Annotated in this window: 22 protein-coding genes and 1 tRNA gene; 16 read left to right on the forward strand and 7 right to left on the reverse strand. The window is 53.3% G+C overall.

Annotation, left to right across the window (positions count from 1 at the left end; all coding sequences use genetic code 11):
- Positions 1-195 precede the first annotated feature (195 nt).
- Entirely contained in the window at positions 196-1,539 is a 1,344-nt protein-coding gene (argG, locus tag OGV57_RS08925; protein ID WP_003024998.1) for an argininosuccinate synthase, read from the reverse strand.
- A gap of 333 nt (positions 1,540-1,872) precedes the next feature.
- Between argG and OGV57_RS08930 the strand changes: the two genes are divergently transcribed.
- From OGV57_RS08930 to mtr, 12 genes are all read left to right on the forward strand, one after another.
- Positions 1,873-1,949, forward strand: a tRNA-Met gene (locus OGV57_RS08930).
- Between the two features lie 207 nt (positions 1,950-2,156).
- The gene (gene rimP, locus OGV57_RS08935; RefSeq protein WP_003024996.1) at positions 2,157-2,609 is read left to right on the forward strand and encodes a ribosome maturation factor RimP; all 453 of its coding nucleotides are present in this window, start codon (positions 2,157-2,159) and stop codon (positions 2,607-2,609) included.
- A 28-nt stretch (positions 2,610-2,637) separates the two neighbouring features.
- Positions 2,638-4,125: a transcription termination factor NusA gene (nusA, locus tag OGV57_RS08940; RefSeq protein WP_003024992.1), complete on the forward strand. Its 1,488-nt coding sequence runs from the start codon at positions 2,638-2,640 to the stop codon at positions 4,123-4,125.
- Positions 4,126-4,149: 24 nt separating this feature from the next.
- Positions 4,150-6,840, forward strand: coding sequence for a translation initiation factor IF-2 (infB, locus tag OGV57_RS08945; RefSeq protein WP_286530969.1), 2,691 nt, complete (start codon positions 4,150-4,152; stop codon positions 6,838-6,840).
- Positions 6,841-6,986: 146 nt separating this feature from the next.
- Positions 6,987-7,391, forward strand: a complete 405-nt coding sequence (rbfA, locus tag OGV57_RS08950; protein ID WP_003024988.1) for a 30S ribosome-binding factor RbfA — start codon at positions 6,987-6,989, stop codon at positions 7,389-7,391.
- A complete protein-coding gene (truB, locus tag OGV57_RS08955; RefSeq protein WP_003024986.1) occupies positions 7,391-8,335 on the forward strand; it encodes a tRNA pseudouridine(55) synthase TruB in 945 nt (314 codons plus the stop codon). The genes rbfA and truB overlap by 1 nt, the downstream gene beginning before the upstream one ends.
- A gap of 273 nt (positions 8,336-8,608) precedes the next feature.
- Entirely contained in the window at positions 8,609-8,878 is a 270-nt protein-coding gene (gene rpsO / locus OGV57_RS08960; protein WP_000059465.1) for a 30S ribosomal protein S15, read from the forward strand.
- 246 nt (positions 8,879-9,124) lie between these two features.
- Positions 9,125-11,254 (forward strand): polyribonucleotide nucleotidyltransferase, encoded by a 2,130-nt coding sequence (pnp, locus tag OGV57_RS08965; protein WP_054528825.1) that lies wholly within the window; start codon positions 9,125-9,127, stop codon positions 11,252-11,254.
- Positions 11,255-11,366: 112 nt separating this feature from the next.
- Positions 11,367-12,251: a lipoprotein NlpI gene (nlpI, locus tag OGV57_RS08970; RefSeq protein ID WP_003024982.1), complete on the forward strand. Its 885-nt coding sequence runs from the start codon at positions 11,367-11,369 to the stop codon at positions 12,249-12,251.
- Positions 12,252-12,357: 106 nt separating this feature from the next.
- Positions 12,358-12,438 (forward strand): protein YrbN, encoded by an 81-nt coding sequence (gene yrbN, locus OGV57_RS08975; protein WP_010723222.1) that lies wholly within the window; start codon positions 12,358-12,360, stop codon positions 12,436-12,438.
- Positions 12,431-14,359: a DEAD/DEAH family ATP-dependent RNA helicase gene (locus OGV57_RS08980; RefSeq protein WP_016151048.1), complete on the forward strand. Its 1,929-nt coding sequence runs from the start codon at positions 12,431-12,433 to the stop codon at positions 14,357-14,359. The genes yrbN and OGV57_RS08980 overlap by 8 nt, the downstream gene beginning before the upstream one ends.
- Positions 14,360-14,496: 137 nt before the next feature.
- Complete coding sequence (mtr, locus tag OGV57_RS08985; protein ID WP_054528824.1) at positions 14,497-15,741, forward strand: tryptophan permease; 1,245 nt, start codon at positions 14,497-14,499, stop codon at positions 15,739-15,741.
- An 87-nt stretch (positions 15,742-15,828) separates the two neighbouring features.
- Here the strand turns inward: mtr and OGV57_RS08990 are convergent, their stop codons facing one another.
- From OGV57_RS08990 to ubiU, 3 genes are all read right to left on the reverse strand, one after another.
- Complete coding sequence (locus OGV57_RS08990) at positions 15,829-16,836, reverse strand: luciferase-like monooxygenase (RefSeq protein WP_044714516.1); 1,008 nt, start codon at positions 16,834-16,836, stop codon at positions 15,829-15,831.
- 176 nt (positions 16,837-17,012) lie between these two features.
- Entirely contained in the window at positions 17,013-17,891 is an 879-nt protein-coding gene (locus tag OGV57_RS08995; RefSeq protein WP_049015916.1) for a U32 family peptidase, read from the reverse strand.
- Positions 17,892-17,899: 8 nt separating this feature from the next.
- Positions 17,900-18,895, reverse strand: a complete 996-nt coding sequence (gene ubiU, locus OGV57_RS09000) for a ubiquinone anaerobic biosynthesis protein UbiU (RefSeq protein WP_003024971.1) — start codon at positions 18,893-18,895, stop codon at positions 17,900-17,902.
- Between the two features lie 220 nt (positions 18,896-19,115).
- Between ubiU and ubiT the strand changes: the two genes are divergently transcribed.
- Together ubiT and OGV57_RS09010 are read left to right on the forward strand one after the other, a co-directional pair.
- On the forward strand, positions 19,116-19,640 hold the full coding sequence (ubiT, locus tag OGV57_RS09005; RefSeq protein ID WP_054528823.1) for a ubiquinone anaerobic biosynthesis accessory factor UbiT: 525 nt from the start codon (positions 19,116-19,118) through the stop codon (positions 19,638-19,640).
- A complete protein-coding gene (locus OGV57_RS09010; protein ID WP_003024966.1) occupies positions 19,634-20,137 on the forward strand; it encodes a GNAT family N-acetyltransferase in 504 nt (167 codons plus the stop codon). The genes ubiT and OGV57_RS09010 overlap by 7 nt, the downstream gene beginning before the upstream one ends.
- On the opposite strand, the gene OGV57_RS09015 is transcribed toward OGV57_RS09010, so the two are convergent.
- Positions 20,124-20,438, reverse strand: a complete 315-nt coding sequence (locus OGV57_RS09015; RefSeq protein ID WP_085951587.1) for a GIY-YIG nuclease family protein — start codon at positions 20,436-20,438, stop codon at positions 20,124-20,126. The two genes, OGV57_RS09010 and OGV57_RS09015, sit on opposite strands and share 14 nt — an antisense overlap.
- Before the next feature lie 37 nt (positions 20,439-20,475).
- Between OGV57_RS09015 and OGV57_RS09020 the strand changes: the two genes are divergently transcribed.
- Together OGV57_RS09020 and OGV57_RS09025 are read left to right on the forward strand one after the other, a co-directional pair.
- The gene (locus OGV57_RS09020) at positions 20,476-20,904 is read left to right on the forward strand and encodes a YhbP family protein (RefSeq protein ID WP_003839984.1); all 429 of its coding nucleotides are present in this window, start codon (positions 20,476-20,478) and stop codon (positions 20,902-20,904) included.
- Between the two features lie 37 nt (positions 20,905-20,941).
- Entirely contained in the window at positions 20,942-21,577 is a 636-nt protein-coding gene (locus tag OGV57_RS09025; RefSeq protein ID WP_286530971.1) for an NAD(P)H-binding protein, read from the forward strand.
- Between the two features lie 93 nt (positions 21,578-21,670).
- Here OGV57_RS09025 and dolP read toward each other — a convergent pair whose 3' ends face one another.
- The gene (dolP, locus tag OGV57_RS09030; RefSeq protein ID WP_003024954.1) at positions 21,671-22,246 is read right to left on the reverse strand and encodes a division/outer membrane stress-associated lipid-binding lipoprotein; all 576 of its coding nucleotides are present in this window, start codon (positions 22,244-22,246) and stop codon (positions 21,671-21,673) included.
- A gap of 9 nt (positions 22,247-22,255) precedes the next feature.
- Entirely contained in the window at positions 22,256-22,846 is a 591-nt protein-coding gene (gene diaA / locus OGV57_RS09035) for a DnaA initiator-associating protein DiaA (protein ID WP_003024948.1), read from the reverse strand.
- Positions 22,847-22,849 lie beyond the last annotated feature (3 nt).

Genomic DNA, 22,849 nt, shown 5'->3' on the forward strand with positions numbered 1-22,849 from the left:
AAAAAAAGACGCTGCAAAGCGTCTTTTTTTTCGTCTGCTATTTGTGGCTGTCCTGTAGGTCGGATAAGGCGTTTACGCCGCCATCCGACATTATTACAACGCCTGATGGCGCTACACTTATCAGGCCTACGGGGCCGCAGAGCTATATTCCGCACATAAAAAAGGCCGCTTTCGCGGCCTTAAGATGGTGTATCTTTACTTCGCCTTATTTTCCAGATTCTCAACCTGCGGCAGGCCGGTTGTGGAAGAAGCGGTCAGTAGACCAGACTGCGCATAGCCGAACAGCTTCTCGCGGGTATCGGTGATATCCAGATTACGCATGGTCAACTGACCGATACGGTCGTCCGGAGAGAATACGGAATCGCCTTTTTCCATCGTCAGACGTTCTGGTTTATAAGTCAGATTGTCAGATACGGTGTTGAGGATCGAGTAGTCATTACCACGGCGCAGTTCCAGCGTCACTTCACCGGTAATCTGGCTGGCAACCCAACGCTGCAGACCGTCACGCAGCATCAGCGCCTGAGAGTCGAACCAGCGGCCCTGATACAGCAGACGACCAAGCTGGCGACCATGTGCGTGATACTGCTCGATGGTATCCTCGTTGTGAATACCGGTCAGCAGACGCTCGTATGCGATATGTAACAATGCCATCCCCGGGGCTTCGTAGATGCCACGGCTCTTCGCTTCAATGATGCGGTTTTCAATCTGATCGCTCATACCCAGACCGTGACGACCGCCGATACGGTTGGCTTCCAGCATCATCTCAACGTCGTCGCTGAAGGTTTTACCGTTCAGTGCAACCGGATGACCCTGTTCAAAACGCACAGTCACTTCTTCTGCCGGGATCTTCACGCTCTCATCCCAGAACTTCACGCCCATAATTGGGTTGACGATTTTGACGCTTGAGTTCAGGAATTCCAGATCTTTTGCTTCGTGGGTCGCCCCGAGCATATTGGAGTCTGTTGAGTACGCTTTCTCAACGGACATCTTGTAGTCGAAACCACAGGCAATCATAAATTCGGACATCTCATGGCGACCGCCGAGTTCATCGATAAAATCGGTATCCAGCCATGGTTTATAAATCTGCAGTTCGGCGTTGGTCAGCAGACCGTAACGATAGAAACGTTCAATATCGTTACCTTTATAGGTGCTACCGTCACCCCAGATATTTACGCCATCTTCTTTCATGGCGGCAACCAGCATGGTGCCGGTCACGGCACGGCCCAGCGGGGTGGTATTGAAGTAGGTCAGTCCGCCAGTGGTGTTGTGGAATGCACCGCACTGAATGGCAGCGATCCCTTCGGCAACGAGCTGCTTACGGCAATCTACCAGGCGAGCATTCTCAGCACCATATTCCATTGCACGGCGAGGAATGGCGTCATAGTCATCCTCATCCGGCTGGCCCAAATTCGCAGTATATGCATATGGGACAGCCCCTTTTTGTCGCATCCACAGCAGTGCTGCACTGGTGTCCAGGCCGCCGGAAAAAGCGATACCAATACGTTGACCTACCGGGAGATGCTTGAGAATCGTCGTCATAAAATAAAACCCTGCTTGATAGACTGGTGAAGAGGTCGCTTATTATGCTAATTGCATTTTTATGCAAAATAAATGAGTTTTCATTTAATCATCTTTTCTGGATGACAGGAAGAGTTTAGTGATAATTTCGTTAAATAACGGCGTGGGTGGCATATTTATCTTGCTGGGCTAGCGCTGGGCAGCATTCATTGATTTGCATAGTCGTAACAAGGTTGACATAACGCATAGTGAATCAATATACTGTGCGCAGATTTTACGTCCCGTCCTCGGTACCAAATCCCAGCAGTATTTGCATTTTTTACCCAAAACGAGTAAAATTTGCCACGTTTCAGGCGCGGGGTGGAGCAGCCTGGTAGCTCGTCGGGCTCATAACCCGAAGGTCGTCGGTTCAAATCCGGCCCCCGCAACCACTTTCCCTTAGAGTTCTTTTTCAAATATACTGTGAAGACTTAGGCCTTCGTAGCTGGATTTGAAAAAAATTCTTTCGGAAGGTTCTCCGAACCGCAGGTGCGGTTATAGGGTTCAGTTATCTAAAGCCCCGATTTATCGGGGTTTTTTGTTATCTGACTACAGAATAACTGGGCTTTAGGCCCTTTTTTTATGTCTTGGGGGTGGGCTTGTCCACATTAGAGCAAAAATTAACAGAGATGATTACAGCGCCAGTTGAAGCCCTGGGCTACGAACTGGTCGGCATCGAATTTATTCGTGGTCGCACATCCACACTGCGCATCTATATTGATAGTGAAGATGGCATCAATGTTGATGATTGTGCTGATGTGAGCCATCAGGTAAGCGCCGTGATGGATGTCGAAGACCCAATCACCGTTGCCTATAACCTGGAAGTCTCCTCTCCGGGTCTCGACCGTCCTCTGTTCACAGCTGAACACTACGTGCGTTTCCTGGGTGAAGAAGTCACGCTGGTTCTTCGTATGGCGGTACAAAACCGTCGTAAATGGCAGGGCGTTATCAAAGCGGTGGACGGTGAGATGATCACGGTCACAGTCGAAGGCAAAGATGAAGTGTTCGCGCTGAGTAATATCCAGAAGGCGAACCTGGTTCCCCACTTTTAACAGTCTGGATTGAGGTGAAAAGCCCGCGATGAACAAAGAAATTTTGGCTGTTGTTGAAGCCGTATCCAACGAAAAAGCGCTGCCACGCGAGAAAATTTTTGAAGCACTGGAAAGTGCGCTGGCTACAGCAACAAAGAAAAAATATGAGCAAGAGATCGACGTTCGCGTAGAAATCGATCGTAAAAGCGGTGATTTCGATACCTTCCGTCGTTGGGTAATCGTAGAAGAAGTTACTCAGCCGACCAAAGAAATTACGCTGGAAGCGGCACGCTTCGAAGACGAAAGTCTGAACGTGGGCGAATATGTTGAAGATCAGATTGAATCTGTCACCTTTGACCGTATCACCACCCAGACCGCGAAACAGGTTATCGTACAGAAAGTACGTGAAGCTGAACGCGCAATGGTTGTCGATCAGTTCCGCGAACACGAAGGCGAAATCGTCACCGGTGTGGTAAAGAAAGTAAACCGCGACAACATTTCTCTGGATCTGGGCAGCAATGCTGAAGCTGTTATCCTGCGTGAAGACATGCTCCCGCGTGAAAACTTCCGCCCAGGTGACCGTATTCGTGGTGTTCTGTACTCTGTACGCCCGGAAGCGCGCGGTGCGCAGCTGTTTGTAACCCGTTCCAAACCGGAAATGCTGATTGAGCTGTTCCGCATTGAAGTACCGGAAATTGGCGAAGAAGTTATCGAAATTAAAGCGGCTGCCCGTGATCCGGGATCGCGTGCGAAAATCGCCGTTAAGACCAACGACAAGCGTATTGATCCGGTCGGCGCCTGTGTTGGTATGCGCGGTGCGCGCGTTCAGGCGGTTTCTACCGAACTGGGCGGCGAGCGTATCGATATCGTCCTGTGGGATGATAACCCGGCGCAGTTCGTGATTAACGCAATGGCGCCAGCAGACGTTGCTTCTATCGTGGTGGATGAAGACAAGCACACCATGGATATCGCGGTTGAAGCCGGTAACCTGGCTCAGGCGATTGGACGTAATGGTCAGAACGTCCGCCTGGCTTCACAACTGAGCGGTTGGGAACTCAACGTGATGACCGTTGATGACCTGCAGGCGAAGCATCAGGCTGAAGCACATGCAGCCATCGATACCTTCACCAAATATCTCGATATCGATGAAGATTTCGCGACCGTTCTGGTGGAAGAAGGTTTTGCGACGCTGGAAGAACTGGCCTACGTGCCAATGAAAGAGCTGCTGGAAATTGACGGCCTGGATGAACAGACCGTTGAAGCGCTGCGCGAGCGTGCTAAAAACGCACTGACCACTCTGGCACTGGCCCAGGAAGAAAGCCTCGGTGATAACAAACCGGCTGACGATCTGCTGAATCTGGAAGGATTGGATCGTGAGATGGCCTTCAAACTGGCGGCCCGTGGTGTTTGTACGCTGGAAGATCTCGCTGAACAGGGCATTGATGATCTGGCTGATATCGAAGGGTTGACCGACGAAAAAGCCGGTGAGCTGATTATGGCTGCCCGTAATATTTGCTGGTTCGGCGACGAAGCGTAATAAACTGTAGCAGGAAGGAACAGTATGACAGATGTAACCGTAAAAACGCTGGCTGCAGAGATACAGACTTCCGTGGATCGCCTGGTACAGCAATTTGCTGATGCCGGTATCCCGAAGTCTGCTGACGACTCTGTGTCCGCACAAGAGAAACAAACCTTACTGGCGCATTTGAACCGTGAAAACGGCTCAGCGCCGGATAAGTTGACATTGCAGCGTAAAACGCGCAGTACTCTCAATATTCCAAGTACCGGTGGAAAAAGCAAATCGGTACAAATCGAAGTCCGCAAGACACGCACCTTTGTGAAACGCGATCCGCAAGAGGCTGAACGCCTTGCCGCGGAAGAGCAGGCGCAGCGTGAAGCGGAAGAGCAAGCCCGTCGTGAGGCAGAAGAAGCTGCCAAACGCGAGGCGCAACAAAAAGCCGAACGTGAGGCCGCAGAACAAGCTAAGCGTGAAGCCGCTGATAAAGCGAAACGTGAAGCTGCGGAAAAAGACAAAGTGAGCAATCAACAGACCGACGATATGACTAAAACCGCCCAGGCCGAAAAAGCCCGCCGTGAAAATGAAGCCGCAGAACTGAAGCGTAAAGCGGAAGAAGAAGCACGTCGCAAGCTTGAAGAAGAAGCGCGCCGCGTAGCGGAAGAAGCTCGCCGTATGGCGGAAGAAAACGAGAAAAATGGTGTGAATAACGTTGAACCTGTCGAAGACACCAGCGATTATCACGTCACCACTTCTCAGCATGCTCGCCAGGCTGAAGACGAGAACGATCGTGAAGTCGAAGGCGGTCGTGGTCGTACTCGCAGCACTAAAGCAGCGCGTCCGGCGAAGAAAGGCAACAAACACGCTGAATCTAAAGCTGACCGTGAGGAAGCACGTGCAGCGGTTCGCGGCGGTAAAGGCGGTAAGCAGCGTAAAGGTTCCGCTCTGCAGCAGGGCTTCCAGAAGCCAGCTCAGGCCGTTAACCGTGACGTTGTGATCGGCGAAACCATCACCGTTGGCGATCTGGCGAACAAAATGGCAGTTAAAGGCTCTCAGGTCATCAAAGCGATGATGAAACTGGGCGCAATGGCTACCATTAACCAGGTCATCGACCAGGAAACCGCACAGCTGGTTGCCGAAGAGATGGGCCACAAAGTTATCCTGCGTCGTGAAAACGAGCTGGAAGAAGCGGTAATGAGCGACCGTGACACCGGTGCTGCGGCTGAACCGCGCGCACCAGTTGTGACCATCATGGGTCACGTTGACCACGGTAAAACCTCTCTGCTGGACTACATTCGTTCTACGAAAGTGGCCTCTGGCGAAGCAGGCGGCATTACTCAGCACATCGGTGCGTACCACGTTGAAACTGACAACGGTATGATCACCTTCCTGGATACCCCGGGTCACGCCGCGTTTACCTCCATGCGTGCTCGTGGTGCTCAGGCAACGGATATCGTTGTTCTGGTTGTTGCAGCAGACGACGGCGTGATGCCGCAGACCATCGAAGCTATCCAGCACGCGAAAGCGGCGGGTGTACCGGTGGTGGTTGCAGTCAACAAAATCGATAAGCCGGAAGCGGATCCGGATCGCGTTAAAAACGAACTGTCCCAGTACGGCATCATGCCGGAAGAGTGGGGCGGCGAGAGCCAATTCGTTCACGTTTCTGCGAAAGCGGGTACCGGTATCGACGAGCTGCTGGACGCTATCCTGCTGCAGGCCGAAGTACTGGAACTGAAAGCTGTGCGTAAAGGTATGGCGAGCGGTGCGGTTATCGAATCCTTCCTGGATAAAGGTCGTGGTCCGGTTGCTACCGTACTGGTGCGTGAAGGTACGCTGCACAAAGGCGACATCGTACTGTGTGGCTTCGAATACGGTCGCGTTCGTGCTATGCGTAACGAACTGGGTCAGGAAGTACTGGAAGCAGGTCCGTCCATTCCGGTGGAAATCCTCGGTCTGTCCGGTGTTCCGGCTGCAGGTGACGAAGTTACTGTCGTTCGTGACGAGAAGAAAGCCCGTGAAGTTGCACTGTATCGTCAGGGCAAATTCCGTGAAGTTAAACTGGCTCGTCAGCAGAAATCTAAACTCGAGAACATGTTCGCTAACATGACCGAAGGCGAAGTTCACGAAGTGAACGTCGTCCTGAAGGCTGACGTTCAGGGTTCTGTAGAAGCGATTTCCGACTCTTTACTGAAACTGTCTACCGACGAAGTCAAAGTGAAGATCATCGGTTCTGGCGTAGGTGGTATCACCGAAACCGACGCGACCCTGGCTGCGGCATCCAACGCGATTCTGGTTGGCTTCAACGTCCGTGCTGATGCCTCTGCACGTAAAGTTATCGAATCTGAAAGCCTGGATCTGCGTTACTACTCCGTCATCTATCATCTGATCGACGAAGTGAAAGCAGCGATGAGCGGCATGCTGTCTCCGGAGCTGAAACAGCAGATCATTGGTCTGGCTGAAGTTCGTGATGTGTTCAAATCACCGAAATTCGGCGCTATCGCAGGCTGTATGGTTACCGAAGGCACGATTAAACGTCACAACCCAATCCGCGTTCTGCGCGACAACGTGGTTATCTATGAAGGCGAGCTGGAATCCCTGCGTCGCTTCAAAGATGACGTTAACGAAGTCCGTAACGGCATGGAATGTGGTATCGGCGTTAAGAACTACAACGACGTTCGCGTTGGCGATATGATCGAAGTGTTCGAGATTATCGAGATCCAACGTACTATCGCTTAATCTTCGTCGTCTTTTGGGCCGCAATTTGCAGCCCAAAATCCTTAGAAGATGATTAGGTGTAGGCCGGGTAAGCGAAGCGCCACCCGGCAAGAAATTTAAAAAGGGGCTGATAGCCCCTTTTTTGTCTTTATTCTGGAGAATTTATTATGGCGAAAGAATTTGGTCGCCCGCAGCGTGTCGCGCAAGAGATGCAGAAAGAGATCGCACTTATCCTGCAACGCGAAATCAAAGACCCGCGTGTTGGTATGATGACCACCGTATCGGGTGTTGAGATGTCTCGTGATCTGGCATATGCCAAAGTATTCGTGACTTTCCTCAACGATCAGGACGAAGCTGCTGTGAAAAACGGCATCAAGGCACTGCAGGAAGCCTCTGGTTTTATCCGCTCTCTGCTGGGTAAAGCCATGCGTCTGCGTATCGTGCCTGAGCTGACCTTCTTCTACGACAACTCGTTGGTTGAAGGGATGCGCATGTCCAATCTGGTGACCAGCGTGGTGAAACATGACGATGAGCGTCGTGTGAACCCAGCGGACGACAGCAAGGAGGACTGATGAGTCGTCCTCGTCGTCGTGGTCGCGATATTCACGGTGTCCTGCTGCTGGATAAGCCGCAGGGCATGTCCAGCAATGATGTACTGCAAAAAGTAAAGCGCATCTACAATGCCAACCGCGCGGGACATACCGGCGCACTGGATCCGCTGGCGACAGGCATGCTGCCAATCTGCCTCGGTGAAGCGACTAAGTTTTCACAGTATTTGCTGGATTCTGACAAACGCTATCGCGTGGTTGCCCGTCTGGGCCAGCGTACAGACACTTCCGATGCCGATGGGCAAATCGTGCAGGAACGTCCGGTAACCTTCACCGCAGAACAACTGGCGAGCGCGCTGGAAACTTTCCGCGGCGATATCGAGCAGATCCCGTCAATGTATTCGGCGCTGAAGTATCAGGGTAAGAAGCTGTACGAATATGCGCGTCAGGGTATTGAAGTGCCGCGTGAAGCGCGACCGATTACCGTCTATGAGCTGCTGTTTATCCGTCACGAAGGTAACGAACTGGAGCTGGAAGTTCACTGTTCCAAAGGCACCTATATTCGCACCATTGTTGACGATCTGGGTGAGAAGTTGGGCTGCGGCGCGCACGTCACGTATCTGCGTCGTTTGACGGTCAGCAAGTATCCGGTGGATCGAATGGTGACGCTGGAACATCTGCGTGAGCTGGTTGAACAGGCCGAGCAGCAGAACATTCCGGCGGCACAGCTGCTTGATCCTTTGCTGATGCCAATGGACAGTCCAGCATCGGACTATCCTGTTGTTAATTTGCCTTTAACATCCTCGGTTTACTTTAAAAATGGTAACCCGGTACGGACGTCAGGCGCGCCGCTGGAAGGGCTGGTCCGCGTGACGGAAGGCGATGACGGCAAGTTTATCGGCATGGGGGAGATGGACGATGAAGGTCGTGTCGCCCCCCGTCGCCTGGTGGTTGAGTATCCTGCATAGCGCTCTCTGTCTTGCGATAAAAGGGCGCTGCGAGTAGAATACTGCCGCTTAACGTCGCGTAAATTGTTTAACAATCTACGCGACGTATACACAAAATCATTCGAGCTGCATCAAGGCGGCAAGTCTGAGAATCCTCAGGAGCTTACTTAGGTAAGTGACTGAGGTGAGCGGACGCAGCCAACGCAGAGTCAGTTTGAAGGATAAAGTGTATACACTGGGATAGCTGAATTAGAGATCGGCATCCTTTCATTCTTAACACTTTGGAGTTTTAAAATGTCTCTAAGTACTGAAGCTACCGCTAAAATCGTTTCTGAGTTTGGTCGTGATGCAAACGACACCGGTTCTACCGATGTTCAGGTTGCACTGTTGACTGCACAGATTAACCACCTGCAGGGCCACTTTGCAGAGCACAAAAAAGATCACCACAGCCGTCGTGGTCTGCTGCGCATGGTTTCTCAGCGTCGTAAACTGCTCGACTACCTGAAACGTAAAGATGTTGCACGTTACACCGCGCTGATCGAGCGTCTGGGTCTGCGTCGCTAATTCTTTCGAGTTTCAGAAAGAGGGGGCCTTCATGGCCCCTTTTTTCCAGCAGATGGCAGCAATTCGCTGGAAACTAATGTATTGTTGCTATGAATGATCTTCCGTTGCAGAGGTTCGCGCGGCTAATGAGAGGCTTTACTCATGCTTATGGGTTAGGGTTGTCATTAGTCGCGAGGATGCGCAGAAGATCGGGTATTAACGATGGCGCAAAATGTGCCGTCAAAAAAATAGAGAAAGGATATTATTTTGCTTAATCCGATCGTTCGTAAATTCCAGTACGGTCAGCATACCGTTACGCTGGAAACCGGCATGATGGCGCGTCAGGCGACTGCCGCTGTTATGGTTAGCATGGATGACACCGCGGTATTCGTTACCGTTGTTGGCCAGAAAAAAGCGAAACCAGGCCAGGACTTTTTCCCGCTGACCGTTAACTATCAGGAGCGTACCTACGCTGCTGGCCGTATCCCGGGTAGCTTCTTCCGTCGTGAAGGCCGTCCGAGCGAAGGCGAAACCCTGATCGCGCGTCTGATTGACCGCCCGGTTCGCCCGCTGTTCCCGGAAGGCTTCGTGAACGAAGTTCAGGTTATCGCGACCGTTGTTTCCGTTAACCCGCAGGTTAACCCGGACATCGTGGCAATGATTGGTGCATCTGCTGCGCTGACTCTGTCTGGTATTCCATTCAACGGCCCGATCGGTGCTGCACGTGTTGGTTACATCAATGACCAGTACGTACTGAACCCGACTCAGGACGAACTGAAAGAAAGCAAGCTGGACCTGGTTGTTGCGGGTACTGAAGCAGCCGTACTGATGGTTGAATCCGAAGCAGAACTGCTGAGCGAAGATCAGATGCTGGGTGCTGTTGTGTTCGGTCACGAACAGCAGCAGGTTGTGATTCAGGCTATCAACGAGCTGGCGAAAGAAGCTGGCAAACCGCGTTGGGACTGGCAGCCAGAAGCCGTCAACGAAGCGCTGAACGCACGCGTTGCCGCACTGGCAGAAGCTCGCCTGAGCGATGCTTACCGCATCACCGACAAACAAGAGCGTTATGCTCAGGTTGACGTAATCAAATCTGAAACCATCGCGACTCTGGTGGCTGAAGACGAAACCCTGGACGCTAACGAACTGGGTGAAATCCTGCACGCTATCGAGAAAAACGTTGTTCGTAGCCGCGTACTGGCAGGCGAGCCGCGCATCGATGGCCGTGAAAAAGACATGATCCGTGGTCTGGACGTGCGTACTGGCGTTCTGCCGCGTACCCACGGCTCCGCACTGTTCACCCGTGGCGAAACTCAGGCGCTGGTTACTGCGACCCTGGGCACCACTCGTGATGCGCAGAACCTTGACGAACTGATGGGCGAGCGCACTGACAACTTCCTGTTCCACTACAACTTCCCTCCGTACTGCGTAGGTGAAACCGGTATGGTCGGTTCTCCGAAGCGTCGTGAGATTGGTCACGGCCGTCTGGCGAAACGTGGCGTACTGGCAGTAATGCCGGAACTGGATAAATTCCCGTACACCGTGCGTGTGGTTTCTGAAATCACCGAATCTAACGGTTCTTCTTCCATGGCTTCCGTATGTGGTGCTTCCCTGGCGCTGATGGACGCAGGCGTGCCGATCAAAGCCGCTGTTGCGGGTATCGCGATGGGTCTGGTGAAAGAAGGCGACAACTTTGTTGTTCTGTCTGACATCCTGGGCGACGAAGACCACCTGGGCGATATGGACTTCAAAGTGGCGGGTTCCCGCGACGGTATCTCTGCACTGCAGATGGATATCAAAATTGAAGGTATCACCAAAGAGATCATGCAGGTTGCTCTGAACCAGGCTAAAGGTGCGCGTCTGCACATCCTGGGTGTGATGGAACAAGCGATCAACGCACCGCGTGGCGATATCTCTGAATTTGCTCCGCGTATCCACACCATCAAGATCAGCCCGGACAAGATCAAAGACGTTATCGGTAAAGGCGGTTCTGTTATCCGTGCTCTGACCGAAGAAACCGGCACCACCATTGAAATCGAAGATGATGGTACCGTGAAGATTGCTGCGACCGACGGCGAAAAAGCGAAATATGCTATCCGTCGTATCGAAGAGATCACCGCAGAGATCGAAGTAGGCCGTATCTACAATGGTAAAGTGACCCGTATCGTTGACTTTGGCGCATTCGTTGCCATCGGTGGCGGTAAAGAAGGTCTGGTACACATCTCTCAGATCGCTGATAAGCGCGTTGAGAAAGTGACCGACTACCTGCAGATGGGCCAGGAAGTACCGGTCAAAGTTCTGGAAGTTGATCGCCAGGGCCGTGTACGTCTGAGCATTAAAGAAGCAACTGAGCAGTCTCAGCCTGCAGGCGAACCGGAAGCTCCGGCAAGCCAGGGCTAGTAAGGTTGCCATTGCCCTCCGTGAAAGCGGAGGGCCTTTAACCCGGCAGGATGCCTTGTTAGCAACCGGGGAACCTGGACGTTCATTCAATCGTTGTCTTCGGGAGTGGGAAATGAAGCCTTTTTTGCGCTGGTGTTTCGTTGCGACAGCACTCACGCTGGCTGGATGCAGTAATTCCGCCTGGCGAAAGAGTGAAGTCCTCGCAGTACCATTGCAACCGACTTTGCAGCAGGAAGTGATTCTGGCACGTATGGAACAAATTCTTGCCAGTCGGGCTTTAACCGATGACGAACGCGCACAGCTTTTATATGAGCGCGGAGTGTTGTATGATAGTCTCGGTCTGAGGGCACTGGCGCGAAATGATTTTTCACAAGCGCTGGCAATCCGACCAGATATGCCTGAAGTATTCAATTACTTAGGTATATATTTAACGCAGGCAGGCAATTTTGATGCTGCCTATGAAGCGTTTGATTCTGTACTTGAGCTTGATCCAACTTACAACTACGCGCACTTAAATCGCGGTATCGCATTGTATTACGGCGGTCGCGACAAGTTAGCGCAAGATGATCTGCTAGCGTTTTATCAAGACGATCCCAATGATCCTTTCCGTAGTCTGTGGCTTTATCTCGCCGAGCAGAAGCTCGATGAGAAGCAGGCGAAAGAAGCGTTGAAGCAACGCTTTGAGAAATCGGATAAAGAGCAATGGGGATGGAACATTGTCGAGTTCTACCTGGGCAACATTAGCGAAGCAACGCTGATGGAACGCCTGAAGGCGGACGCAACGGATAACACCTCGCTCGCTGAGCATCTCAGTGAAACCAACTTCTATTTAGGTAAGTACTACCTAAGTCTGGGGGATTTGGACAACGCTACGGCATTGTTCAAACTGGCGGTGGCTAACAACGTTCATAACTTTGTTGAGCACCGATACGCATTGTTGGAATTATCGCTCCTGGGCCAGGACCAAGATGACCTGGCAGAATCGGACCAGCAATAGCTGACGTACACATCAGCCCGTAATCTTTTTTGATTGCCATCACCTTCACGGGTGAGGGCGTTGTTGTTCGTTAATACACCTACTTTGAGCCGGTTCACACTTTTCAATGAAAATTGCAGATCAATTTCATGATGAGTTATGTAGACTGGCCGCCATTAATTTTGAGGCACACGTACTACATGGCTGAATTCGAAACCACTTTTGCAGATCTGGGCCTGAAGGCTCCTATCCTTGAAGCCCTTAACGATCTGGGTTACGAAAAACCATCTCCAATCCAGGCAGAGTGCATTCCGCATCTGCTGGGCGGCCGCGATGTTCTGGGTATGGCCCAGACAGGTAGCGGCAAAACTGCAGCGTTCTCTTTACCGCTGCTCAACAATCTTGATCCTGAGCTGAAGGCACCTCAGATTCTGGTGCTGGCACCGACCCGCGAACTGGCGGTTCAGGTAGCAGAAGCCATGACGGATTTCTCTAAACACATGCGCGGCGTGAACGTGGTTGCCCTGTACGGCGGCCAGCGTTATGACGTGCAATTACGTGCCCTGCGTCAGGGACCACAGATCGTCGTCGGTACGCCGGGCCGTCTGCTGGATCACCTGAAGCGCGGTACTCTGGACCTCTCCAAACTGAGCGGTCTGGTACTGGACGAAGCTGACGAAATGCTGCGTATGGGCTTCATCGAAGACGTTGAAACCATCATGGCGCAGATCCCGGAAGGTCATCAGACCGCTCTGTTCTCTGCAACCATGCCGGAAGCGATTCGTCGTATTACCCGTCGCTTTATGAAAGAGCCGCAGGAAGTACGCATTCAGTCCAGCGTTACCACGCGTCCTGACATCAGCCAGAGCTACTGGACTGTGTGGGGCATGCGTAAAAATGAAGCGCTGGTGCGTTTCCTGGAAGCAGAAGATTTTGATGCGGCGATTATCTTCGTTCGTACCAAAAATGCGACCCTGGAAGTGGCAGAAGCGCTGGAGCGTAGCGGTTATAGCAGCGCTGCACTGAACGGCGACATGAACCAGTCCCTGCGTGAGCAGACTCTGGAACGTCTGAAAGATGGCCGCCTGGATATCCTGATTGCTACCGACGTTGCGGCCCGTGGCCTGGACGTTGAGCGTATCAGCCTGGTTGTTAACTACGACATCCCGATGGATTCCGAGTCTTACGTTCACCGTATCGGCCGTACCGGTCGTGCGGGTCGTGCTGGCCGTGCGCTGCTGTTCGTTGAGAACCGTGAGCGTCGTCTGCTGCGTAACATCGAACGCACCATGAAGCTGACGATTCCGGAAGTAGAACTGCCGAACGCAGAACTGCTGGGCAAACGCCGTCTGGAAAAATTCGCCGCTAAAGTACAGCAGCAGCTGGAAAGCAGCGATCTGGATCAGTACCGTGCTCTGCTGGCGAAAATGCAGCCGGAAGAAGAGCTGGATATCGAAACGCTGGCAGCCGCACTGCTGAAAATGGCTCAGGGCGAACGTCCGCTGATCCTGCCGCCAGATGCACCAATGCGTCCGAAACGCGAATTCCGCGATCGTGATGACCGTGGTCCGCGCGATCGTAACGATCGTGGCCCTCGTGACCGTAATGACCGTGGTGGTGAAGATCGTCCGCGTCGTGAACGTCGTGACGTTGGTGACATGCAGCTGTACCGCATTGAAGTGGGCCGTGATGACGGTGTTGAAGTTCGTCATATCGTTGGCGCGATTGCTAACGAAGGCGATATCAGCAGCCGTTACATCGGTAACATCAAGCTGTTTGCTTCCCACTCCACCATCGAGCTGCCGAAAGGTATGCCGGGCGACGTGCTGCAGCACTTTACCCGTACTCGCATCCTGAACAAGCCGATGAACATGCAGTTGGTTGGCGATGCAGTTCCGCACACCGGTGGTGAGCGTCGTGGCGGTGGCCGTTTCAGCGGCGAGCGTCGTGAAGGCGGTCGTGGCGAAGGTCGTAATTTCAGCGGTGAGCGTCGTGAAGGCGGTCGTGGCGATGGTCGTCGTTTCAGCGGCGAACGTCGTGAAGGCAACCGTGGTCCGCGTCGTGACGATTCTTCTGCCCCGCGTCGTGATGACTCCGCTGGTCGTCGTCGTTTCGGCGGTGACGCATAAGTTTCGCTGCGTAAAGTAATATATACAGCCCCGATCTCAACAATCGGGGCTTTTTTTATTTCATTTGTACTCGTGTACTGGTACAGTGCAGCACATTGAGATGTAGTCACAATATAAATGACTGGAGAGATGGCTAAATGGCAACACTAACCACCACCCAAACGTCACCTTCGCTGCTCGGCGGCGTGGTGATTATCGGCGGCACCATTATTGGCGCGGGGATGTTTTCTCTGCCAGTGGTCATGTCCGGGGCGTGGTTTTTCTGGTCAATGGCGGCGCTGATCTTCACCTGGTTCTGCATGCTGCATTCCGGGCTGATGATCCTTGAAGCTAACCTCAATTACCGCATTGGTTCCAGCTTTGACACCATCACGAAAGATCTGCTGGGTAAAGGCTGGAACGTAGTGAACGGCATCTCGATCGCCTTCGTTCTCTATATCCTGACCTACGCCTATATCTCAGCGAGCGGGTCGATTCTGCATCACACTTTCTCCGAGATGTCGCTGAATGTTCCGGCGCGCGCGGCAGGTCTTGGCTTTGCGCTGCTGGTGGCATTTGTGGTGTGGTTAAGCACCAAAGCGGTTAGCCGCATGACGGCGATTGTGCTGGGCGCAAAGGTGATTACCTTTTTCCTGACCTTCGGCAGTCTGCTGGGACATGTTACGCCCACTACGCTGTTTAACGTGGCACAAAGCAACGCTTCGTATACACCGTATCTGCTGATGACGCTGCCGTTTTGTCTGGCTTCATTCGGCTATCACGGCAACGTCCCGAGCCTGATGAAGTACTACGGCAAAGATCCGAAGACCATCGTTAAGTGTCTGGTGTACGGCACGTTGCTGGCGCTGGTGCTATATACCGTATGGTTGCTGGGAACGATGGGCAACATTCCGCGTCCAGAGTTTATCGGTATCGCGCAACAGGGCGGTAACATTGATGTGCTGGTACAGGCGCTGAGCGGCGTACTAAACAGCCGCAGTCTGGATCTGCTGCTGGTGGTGTTCTCCAACTTTGCGGTGGCGAGTTCATTCCTCGGCGTTACGCTCGGTCTGTTTGACTATCTGGCGGATCTGTTTGGCTTTGATGACTCAGCAGTGGGACGTTTCAAAACGGCATTGCTGACGTTTGTCCCGCCAATTATCGGTGGCCTGCTATGGCCGAACGGTTTCCTGTATGCCATTGGCTATGCAGGACTCGCGGCAACCATATGGGCTGCCATTGTTCCGGCGCTGCTGGCCCGTAAATCCCGCGAGCGTTTCGGTAGCCCGAAATTCCGTGTCTGGGGCGGTAAGCCGATGATTGCGCTGATCCTGGTGTTCGGTATCGGCAACGCGGTTATCCATATTCTGTCGAGCGTGGATCTGTTACCGGTCTATCAGTAAAACCGTTGCCCGGTAGCGCTACGCTTATCCGGCCTACAGTACCGTGTAGGCCGGATAAGGCGTAGCCGCCATCCGGCACAAAGCGCGCTACCCCAACAATTCCTGCTTCACATCCATCGCCAAATCAAACGAATGAAGACGTGCCTGATGATCAAAAATCTGGCCGTTAACCATAATTTCATCGGCCTGGGTTTCACGCAAAATGGCATCAAGACCGTGACGCACTTTTGCCTTATCACCAACCAGCGACATGCTCAGCGCCTGTTGTACGCCGTACTGTTCAGAAGCGGACCACAGCTGATGCATATTCTCTACCGGCGGTGGTAGCTGGCCGGTTTCGCCACGACGCAGTTTCATAAACGCCTGCTGCATCGAGGTGAAAAGAAACTCGGCGTCGCGATTGCTGTCAGCGGCAATGATGTTGATGCACACCATCGCATACGGCTTTGCCAGCCGCGCTGAGGGTTTGAACTGGGTGCGATACAGATGCAGCGCCTGATGCAGCATATCCGGAGCAAAATGCGAGGCGAAGGCAAACGGCAGGCCGAGCTGGGCCGCCAGCTGTGCGCTGTACAGGCTGGAGCCTAATAACCAGACCGGGATCTGTTCGCCGTAGCCGGGAACCGGGCGTACATGGGGATTAGGATCGTGGGCGTCGAACCAGTCCACCAGTTCAGCGACGTCGCGTGGGAAGTTATCTATATCACCGCTCATATGGCGGCGCAGCGCACGCATCGTTGGCTGATCGCTCCCCGGCGCGCGGCCAAGCCCAAGATCGATGCGTCCCGGATACAGCGTATTCAGGGTACCGAACTGTTCGGCGATCACCAGCGGCGAATGGTTGGGCAGCATAACGCCGCCAGACCCGAGATGCAGCGTGGTGGTATTGGCGGCCAGATAGCCAATCAGCACTGAAGTTGCGGCGCTGGCGATACCGACCATGTTGTGATGTTCTGCCAGCCAGTAGCGGTGGTAGCCGCGCTTTTCGGCCAGTCGGGCGAGATCAAGCGAGTGCGTGAAGGCCTCTTTTGCCGAAGAACCTTCAGGGATCGGCGCCAGATCCAGCACCGAGAACGGAATAGTTTTGTCAGTCATAACGGCTCACTTTGTTACCGGTTAATCTTTTAATACTGCATTAAAATTTGATTACCGTTGTTAACAAAGTGAGCTTTATGAGACTGACGGCAAAAACAATGCCCGATGGCGCTGCGCTTATCGGGCCTACGGGATCGCTATTTGTAGGCCGGATAAGGCAATTTGCCGCCATCCGGCTAGGCCTGCAGCTCCAGACCAGCCAGTCGCTTCCAGTAGCCGTTGCAGTCACTGTGGGCGGCAAGCGGTAATGGAGCACTGCCATTTTCATTGGCACGGAAGGCGTCAAGCATGGCGAATGTCTCTGTCCCCAGCGGGGAAAGGCGCACAATATCAACCAGCCCCTGCATGGATGTCAGCTCGTTACCGAGGTTGTAGACATAGCCGCTCATGGTCTGGATCCCGTTGAGCACAAAGACCTGCTGATTCTCCTGCGACAGCACATCGCGTCCGTTCGGGTATTTGATGCAGCAGGTTTCACATTCGTCTTTTGGACGATCTTCAGAGCGTGCGGTAAAGCATCGGGCGGAGTATGCCAGCGGCAGATGCCCATAGCTCAGTACCTCGACTTCAAACTGATTGCGAATACCCAGCTCATCACACTGGTTGAGCAGGTTTACCAGCCAGTCGCGGGATAACTCTACCGGCATACACCAGCGCACCATGCCCTGCTTGAGCAGAATACGCAGCGTGACGGCGTTGTAGCAGTTGAGCGCGTGCCCGGCGACAAACGGCAGCTTACGCTCGGCGCACATATTCACCACGCCGAGATCGCTGGCTTCCAACAGGAAGTCGCCGTTTTCGACATAGCGCTTCAGCTCTCCCAGTTCAGAGGAAGCCTGCACCAGCGCCAGCGTCGACAGCACCACCTGCTTACCGCTACCGGCGAGAGACTTCGCCATATCCAGCCAGTCGCCCACTTTGGTCGCACGGCGTTTGCTGCATACCGCTTCGCCAAGATAGATAACGTCAGCATGACTGGCGGCGGCCTGCTGGTAAAAATCTTCCAGCGTTTCTTTCGACCAGTAGTAGAGCACGGGTCCTAATGAATATTTCATTGCTTTTCTCACTGCCATTTACGGTGATACGCGCCAAGCGTGGTCTGCGTGCCTTCGGACATTGAACCGAGCGTTTCCATCCACGCGGCCTGCGGGACGTAGTTTTGCGGGTCGGCCATACAGCGGTCGATTGCCTGACGCCACACTTTCGCCACCTGGCTAACGTAAGCCGGGCTGCGCTGGCGACCTTCGATTTTCACCGAGGCAATATTGGCAGCCAGCAGTTCCGGCAGCAGTTCGAGCGTGTTGAGGCTGGTGGGTTCTTCCAGCGCATGGTAGCGCTCGCCATCCACCAGGTAGCGCCCTTTACACAGCGTTGGATAACCGGCGTTTTCTCCATCCTGATAGCGGTCGATCAGCACTTCATTAAGACGGGATTCCAGCCCTTGTTGGGTCTGCTGCCAGCGCACAAAACGGGCAGGGGAGCAGGCACCGACGGTATTAGGAGATTCGCCCGTCAGGTAAGACGAAAGATAGCAACGGCCTTCCGCCATAATGCACAAGCTGCCAAAGGCGAACACTTCCAGGGGAACTGGTGTGACGCGAGCAAGCTGCTTCACCTGATGAATAGACAGCACGCGCGGCAGAACCACGCGGGCGACGTCAAAGTTGCGATGGTAGAAATTAATCGCCTCTTCATTGGTTGCAGATGCCTGAACAGAGACATGGCGCTCAATATGCGGGTAGCGCTCTGCGGCATACTCAAGCATGGCGAGGTCGGCGAGGATCAGCGCGTCTGCACCCAGTTGCGCTGCCATATCAACGGCACGCTGCCAGCGTGCGTAACCATCCGGGTGCGCAAAGGTGTTAATCGCAATGTGCAGCTTACGGCGATGTTGATGAACGAAACTCACCGCTTCCTGCAATTTTTTCTCGGTAAAATTAAGGCCGGCGAAATGACGGGCGTTGGTATCATCTTTCAGCCCGATGTAGACAGCATCAGCGCCGTTCTCGATGGCCGCCTTAAGCGCCGGGAGGTTTCCGGCAGGGCAGAGCAGCTCCATAATTTATCCTGAACGTTGCGCCATGTAGGGCGCAGAAATGTTAACGAAGAGGGATTTTAGTTAACCTTGCTGAGACAATTTTTGATTTGAGGCAGTTAAAGTCGTATTGGTGACACCAATAAAGAGGTAACAATTTCGTAGCGAATTGTTGATTTATGCCGCTATGTCGTTTATTTGATATGGCAAAATAGCAGGACTATTGAAACAGGGAGTAAAGCTCGTGTTGGATAAACTGCGTTCACGCTTAGTACATTTAGGTCCTTCTCTGATGAGTGTACCGGTTAAACTGACGCCCTTTGCGCTGAAGCGCCAGGTTCTGGAGCAGGTCCTGAGCTGGCAGTTTAGTCAGGCGCTGGCCGATGGGGAGCTGGAGTTTCTCGAAGGTCGCTGGCTGAGCATTCATGTGCGTGACATTGACCTCAAATGGTATACCTCTGTTGAGAACGATAAACTTATCGTCAGCCAGAATGCAGATGCGGATGTGAGTTTTAGCGCCGATGCCAGCGATCTCCTGATGATCGTGGCCCGCAAGCAGGATCCGGATACGCTTTTCTTCCAGCGTCGCCTGGTGATTGAAGGTGATACAGAATTAGGGCTATACGTAAAAAATCTGATGGATGCCATCGAACTGGAGCAGATGCCTAAAGCGTTGTGCGTCATGCTGATGCAGTTGGCGGATTTTGTTGAGGCGGGGATGAAAACGTCGCCAGAAACCAAACAGACCTCGGTAGGTGAGCCATGCTGATTCGAGTTGAGATTCCCATTGATGCCCCTGGTATTGATGCGTTGCTGCGCCGTTCATTTGAGAGCGATGCGGAAGCAAAATTAGTGCACGACCTGCGTGAAGATGGTTTCTTAACGCTGGGTTTGGTTGCTACCGATGATGAAGGTCAGGTAGTGGGTTACGTCGCGTTCAGCCCTGTCGATGTTCAGGGTGAAGATCTGCAATGGGTCGGCATGGCGCCGCTCGCGGTGGATGAAAACTACCGGGGGCAAGGCCTGGCGCGTCAACTGGTCTATGAAGGACTCGATTCCCTGAACGAGTTTGGCTACGCCGCGGTGGTTACGCTGGGCGATCCGGCACTGTACAGCCGCTTTGGCTTTGAGCTGGCAGCGCATCATGACCTGCGTTGTCGCTGGCCGGGCACCGAAAGCGCGTTCCAGGTTCATCGCCTGGCGGACGATGCGCTGGAGGGCGTGACGGGCCTGGTGGAATACCACGACCACTTCAATCGTTTTTAACATCCGGGGCTTGCAGGCTGCTCAGTAGAGCCTCAAGCCCTTCGCCTTCTACAAGGCGCTCTTTCTGACGCTTTGTGAGCTGTTTGACGCGATACTCTATGCGCAGGGCCAGCGAACGGTCGCCAATCTGCGCCGCAAATGCCAACGTGAGTTCCCCCTTTCCACGTAGCGCCTTCGCGCCTTTCCCACTTTGATGCTGCTTATAGCGGCGCTGCACATCGGTGGTTATTCCGGTGTATAAGGCGTTGTCAGCGGTACGGATCAGGTACAGATACCAGGGTGTCATTGTCACCATCGACATGATAATTTTCAGGCCTACAGTATAAAAGAGAACAGAAATGGAAACACTGACTGCAGTGTCTCGCTGGCTGGCAAAACAGCACGTCGTGACCTGGTGCGTACACCACGAAGGTGAATTGTGGTGCGCCAATGCGTTTTACCTGTTTGATGCGCAGAAGATGGCATTCTATGTGCTGACCGAAGATAAAACGCGCCATGCGCAGATGTCGGGACCGTGTGCACCGATTGCCGGCACGGTAAATGGTCAGCCCAAAACGGTCGCCCTGATTCGTGGCGTGCAGTTTAAGGGGGAGATTCGCCGTCTTGAAGGGCAGGAGAGTGAAGCCGCGCGTAACGCCTACAACCGCCGTTTCCCCGTCGCCAGAATGTTGCCAGCGCCCGTGTGGGAGATTCGACTGGATGAAGTCAAATTCACGGACAACACGCTGGGCTTCGGTAAAAAGATGCACTGGCTACGTGATCTATAGTTAAAAGAGTGATTGAAGCGTCAGGGGAAAATAAACGATGAGTCAGGTGTTAATAACCGGTGCAACGGGTCTGGTGGGTGGACATTTATTGCGGATGCTACTGAATGAACCCCGGATCAATGCCATTACGGCGCCGACGCGTCGACCGCTGGCTGATATGGTTGGCATCTATAATCCCCACGATCCGCAGCTAACCGATGCTCTGGCGCAGGTTACCGATCCGGTCGATATTGTCTTTTGTTGTCTGGGAACGACCCGACGTGAAGCGGGCAGCAAAGAAGCATTTATCCACGCTGACTATACGCTGGTAGTGGATACAGCTCTGACGGGGCGTCGGCTGGGGGCACAGCATATGCTGGTGGTGAGTTCGATGGGCGCTAATGCCAATTCACCGTTTTTTTATAACCGGGTTAAAGGTGAAATGGAGCAGGCGCTGATTGCGCAGAATTGGCCTCGGCTGACCATTGCCCGGCCTTCAATGCTACTGGGTGATAGGGACAAACAGCGGGCGAATGAGATGTTTTTAGCGCCGTTGTTCAGGCTGCTGCCGGGTAACTGGAAGTCGATTGAAGCGCGCGATGTTGCGCGGACAATGTTGGCAGAAGCGCTGGCGCCTGGGCATGAAGGGGTTTCGATCCTGACCTCTTCCGAGTTACGCGAAAGGGCTAAATAAAATGCCGGATGGCGCTGACGCTTATCCGACCTACAAACGATAATGTCCTGTAGGCCGGATAAGACGCTCAGGCGTCGCTATCCGGCATCAGTATTACTTAATAAACGTAAAGGCCGTCGTGACGCGTTTCACGCCGCTTACCCGGCTGGCGATGTCTGCCGCCGCCTTCGCTTCGCGTTCGGTCACCAGACCTAACAGGAACACTTCTCCATTCTCGGTCGTGACTTTCACGTTAGAGGATTTCACCTGATCGCTGGTCAGTAACTGGGAACGTACTTTGGTGGTTATCCAGGTATCGTTGGACGCATCGCCCAGACCGATTGGCTGGCCCTGACGGATCTCATTAAAGACCTCAGTCGTACCTTCTACGCCCATCGCAATCTGTTTTGCTCGTGCAGACAGTTCGCTATTTGGCGACTGACCGACCAGCAGCACTTTACCCTGATATGCGCTCACGTTGATTCGCGCTTCTTTCTTGATCTGGGCATCTTTCGACAACGCCGTATTGACGCGTAATTCCAGGGTTCCATCATCTACCTGGGTGCCGACGCTGCGAGGATCCGTCGCGGCTTTGGTGCCGACAGCAGCAGTTCCGACAACGGCAGCAGCGACACAGCCTTGCAGCAGCAGTGCAGCGATAATCACAGCAAGCGGCGAAAATGCCTTCATGTGTACTCCTTAATCATCCTGGTGAGGGAAAAGCGTGTTATCGATGAGATCGCAAAGGCAGTTGACCGTCAGCATGTGCATTTCCTGAACGCGGGCGCTGTGGTGTGAGGGGATACGGATTTCAACATCCTGCGGCCCCAGTAATCCGGCCAGTTCCCCTCCGTCATACCCGGTCAGCGCGACGATTGTCATGTCGCGTGTCACGGCGGCTTCAACGGCTTTTACGATATCGCGGCTATTACCACGCGTAGAGATTGCCAGCAGAACATCTCCTGCATGTCCCAGCGCACGGACTTGTTTTGCATAAACTTCGTCGTGCAGGCGATCGTTGGCAATCGCAGTTAAGACCACATTATCAGTGTTTAGTGCAATCGCAGGTAAACTTGGGCGTTCTGTTTCAAAACGATTGATCATGCTGGCAGCAAAATGCTGTGCGTTGGCAGCGGACGTCCCATTACCACAACAGAGAATTTTGTTGCCATTGAGCAGGGACTGAACCAGCGTCATGGCGGCACGGGAGATCGCATCCGGAAGTGCTTCAGCCGCAGCTATCTGAGTTTGAATGCTTTCTGTAAAGCAGACTTTAATTCTATCTAACACGCT

Origin of the sequence: Citrobacter sp. Cf087 (assembly GCF_030334285.1) — a bacterium.
GTDB classification, from domain to species: domain Bacteria; phylum Pseudomonadota; class Gammaproteobacteria; order Enterobacterales; family Enterobacteriaceae; genus Citrobacter; species Citrobacter freundii.

Bases quoted from the DNA above. Each gene is read 5' to 3' on its own strand.
- argG (WP_003024998.1), bottom strand. From the start codon at position 1,539: ATGACGACGATTCTCAAGCATCTCCCGGTAGGTCAACGTATTGGTATC.
- nusA (WP_003024992.1), top strand. From the start codon at position 2,638: ATGAACAAAGAAATTTTGGCTGTTGTTGAAGCCGTATCCAACGAAAAA.
- infB (WP_286530969.1), top strand. From the start codon at position 4,150: ATGACAGATGTAACCGTAAAAACGCTGGCTGCAGAGATACAGACTTCC.
- rbfA (WP_003024988.1), top strand. From the start codon at position 6,987: ATGGCGAAAGAATTTGGTCGCCCGCAGCGTGTCGCGCAAGAGATGCAG.
- truB (WP_003024986.1), top strand. From the start codon at position 7,391: ATGAGTCGTCCTCGTCGTCGTGGTCGCGATATTCACGGTGTCCTGCTG.
- rpsO (WP_000059465.1), top strand. From the start codon at position 8,609: ATGTCTCTAAGTACTGAAGCTACCGCTAAAATCGTTTCTGAGTTTGGT.
- nlpI (WP_003024982.1), top strand. From the start codon at position 11,367: ATGAAGCCTTTTTTGCGCTGGTGTTTCGTTGCGACAGCACTCACGCTG.
- yrbN (WP_010723222.1), top strand. From the start codon at position 12,358: ATGAAAATTGCAGATCAATTTCATGATGAGTTATGTAGACTGGCCGCC.
- OGV57_RS08980 (WP_016151048.1), top strand. From the start codon at position 12,431: ATGGCTGAATTCGAAACCACTTTTGCAGATCTGGGCCTGAAGGCTCCT.
- mtr (WP_054528824.1), top strand. From the start codon at position 14,497: ATGGCAACACTAACCACCACCCAAACGTCACCTTCGCTGCTCGGCGGC.
- OGV57_RS08990 (WP_044714516.1), bottom strand. From the start codon at position 16,836: ATGACTGACAAAACTATTCCGTTCTCGGTGCTGGATCTGGCGCCGATC.
- OGV57_RS08995 (WP_049015916.1), bottom strand. From the start codon at position 17,891: ATGAAATATTCATTAGGACCCGTGCTCTACTACTGGTCGAAAGAAACG.
- ubiU (WP_003024971.1), bottom strand. From the start codon at position 18,895: ATGGAGCTGCTCTGCCCTGCCGGAAACCTCCCGGCGCTTAAGGCGGCC.
- OGV57_RS09010 (WP_003024966.1), top strand. From the start codon at position 19,634: ATGCTGATTCGAGTTGAGATTCCCATTGATGCCCCTGGTATTGATGCG.
- OGV57_RS09015 (WP_085951587.1), bottom strand. From the start codon at position 20,438: ATGTCGATGGTGACAATGACACCCTGGTATCTGTACCTGATCCGTACC.
- OGV57_RS09020 (WP_003839984.1), top strand. From the start codon at position 20,476: ATGGAAACACTGACTGCAGTGTCTCGCTGGCTGGCAAAACAGCACGTC.
- OGV57_RS09025 (WP_286530971.1), top strand. From the start codon at position 20,942: ATGAGTCAGGTGTTAATAACCGGTGCAACGGGTCTGGTGGGTGGACAT.
- dolP (WP_003024954.1), bottom strand. From the start codon at position 22,246: ATGAAGGCATTTTCGCCGCTTGCTGTGATTATCGCTGCACTGCTGCTG.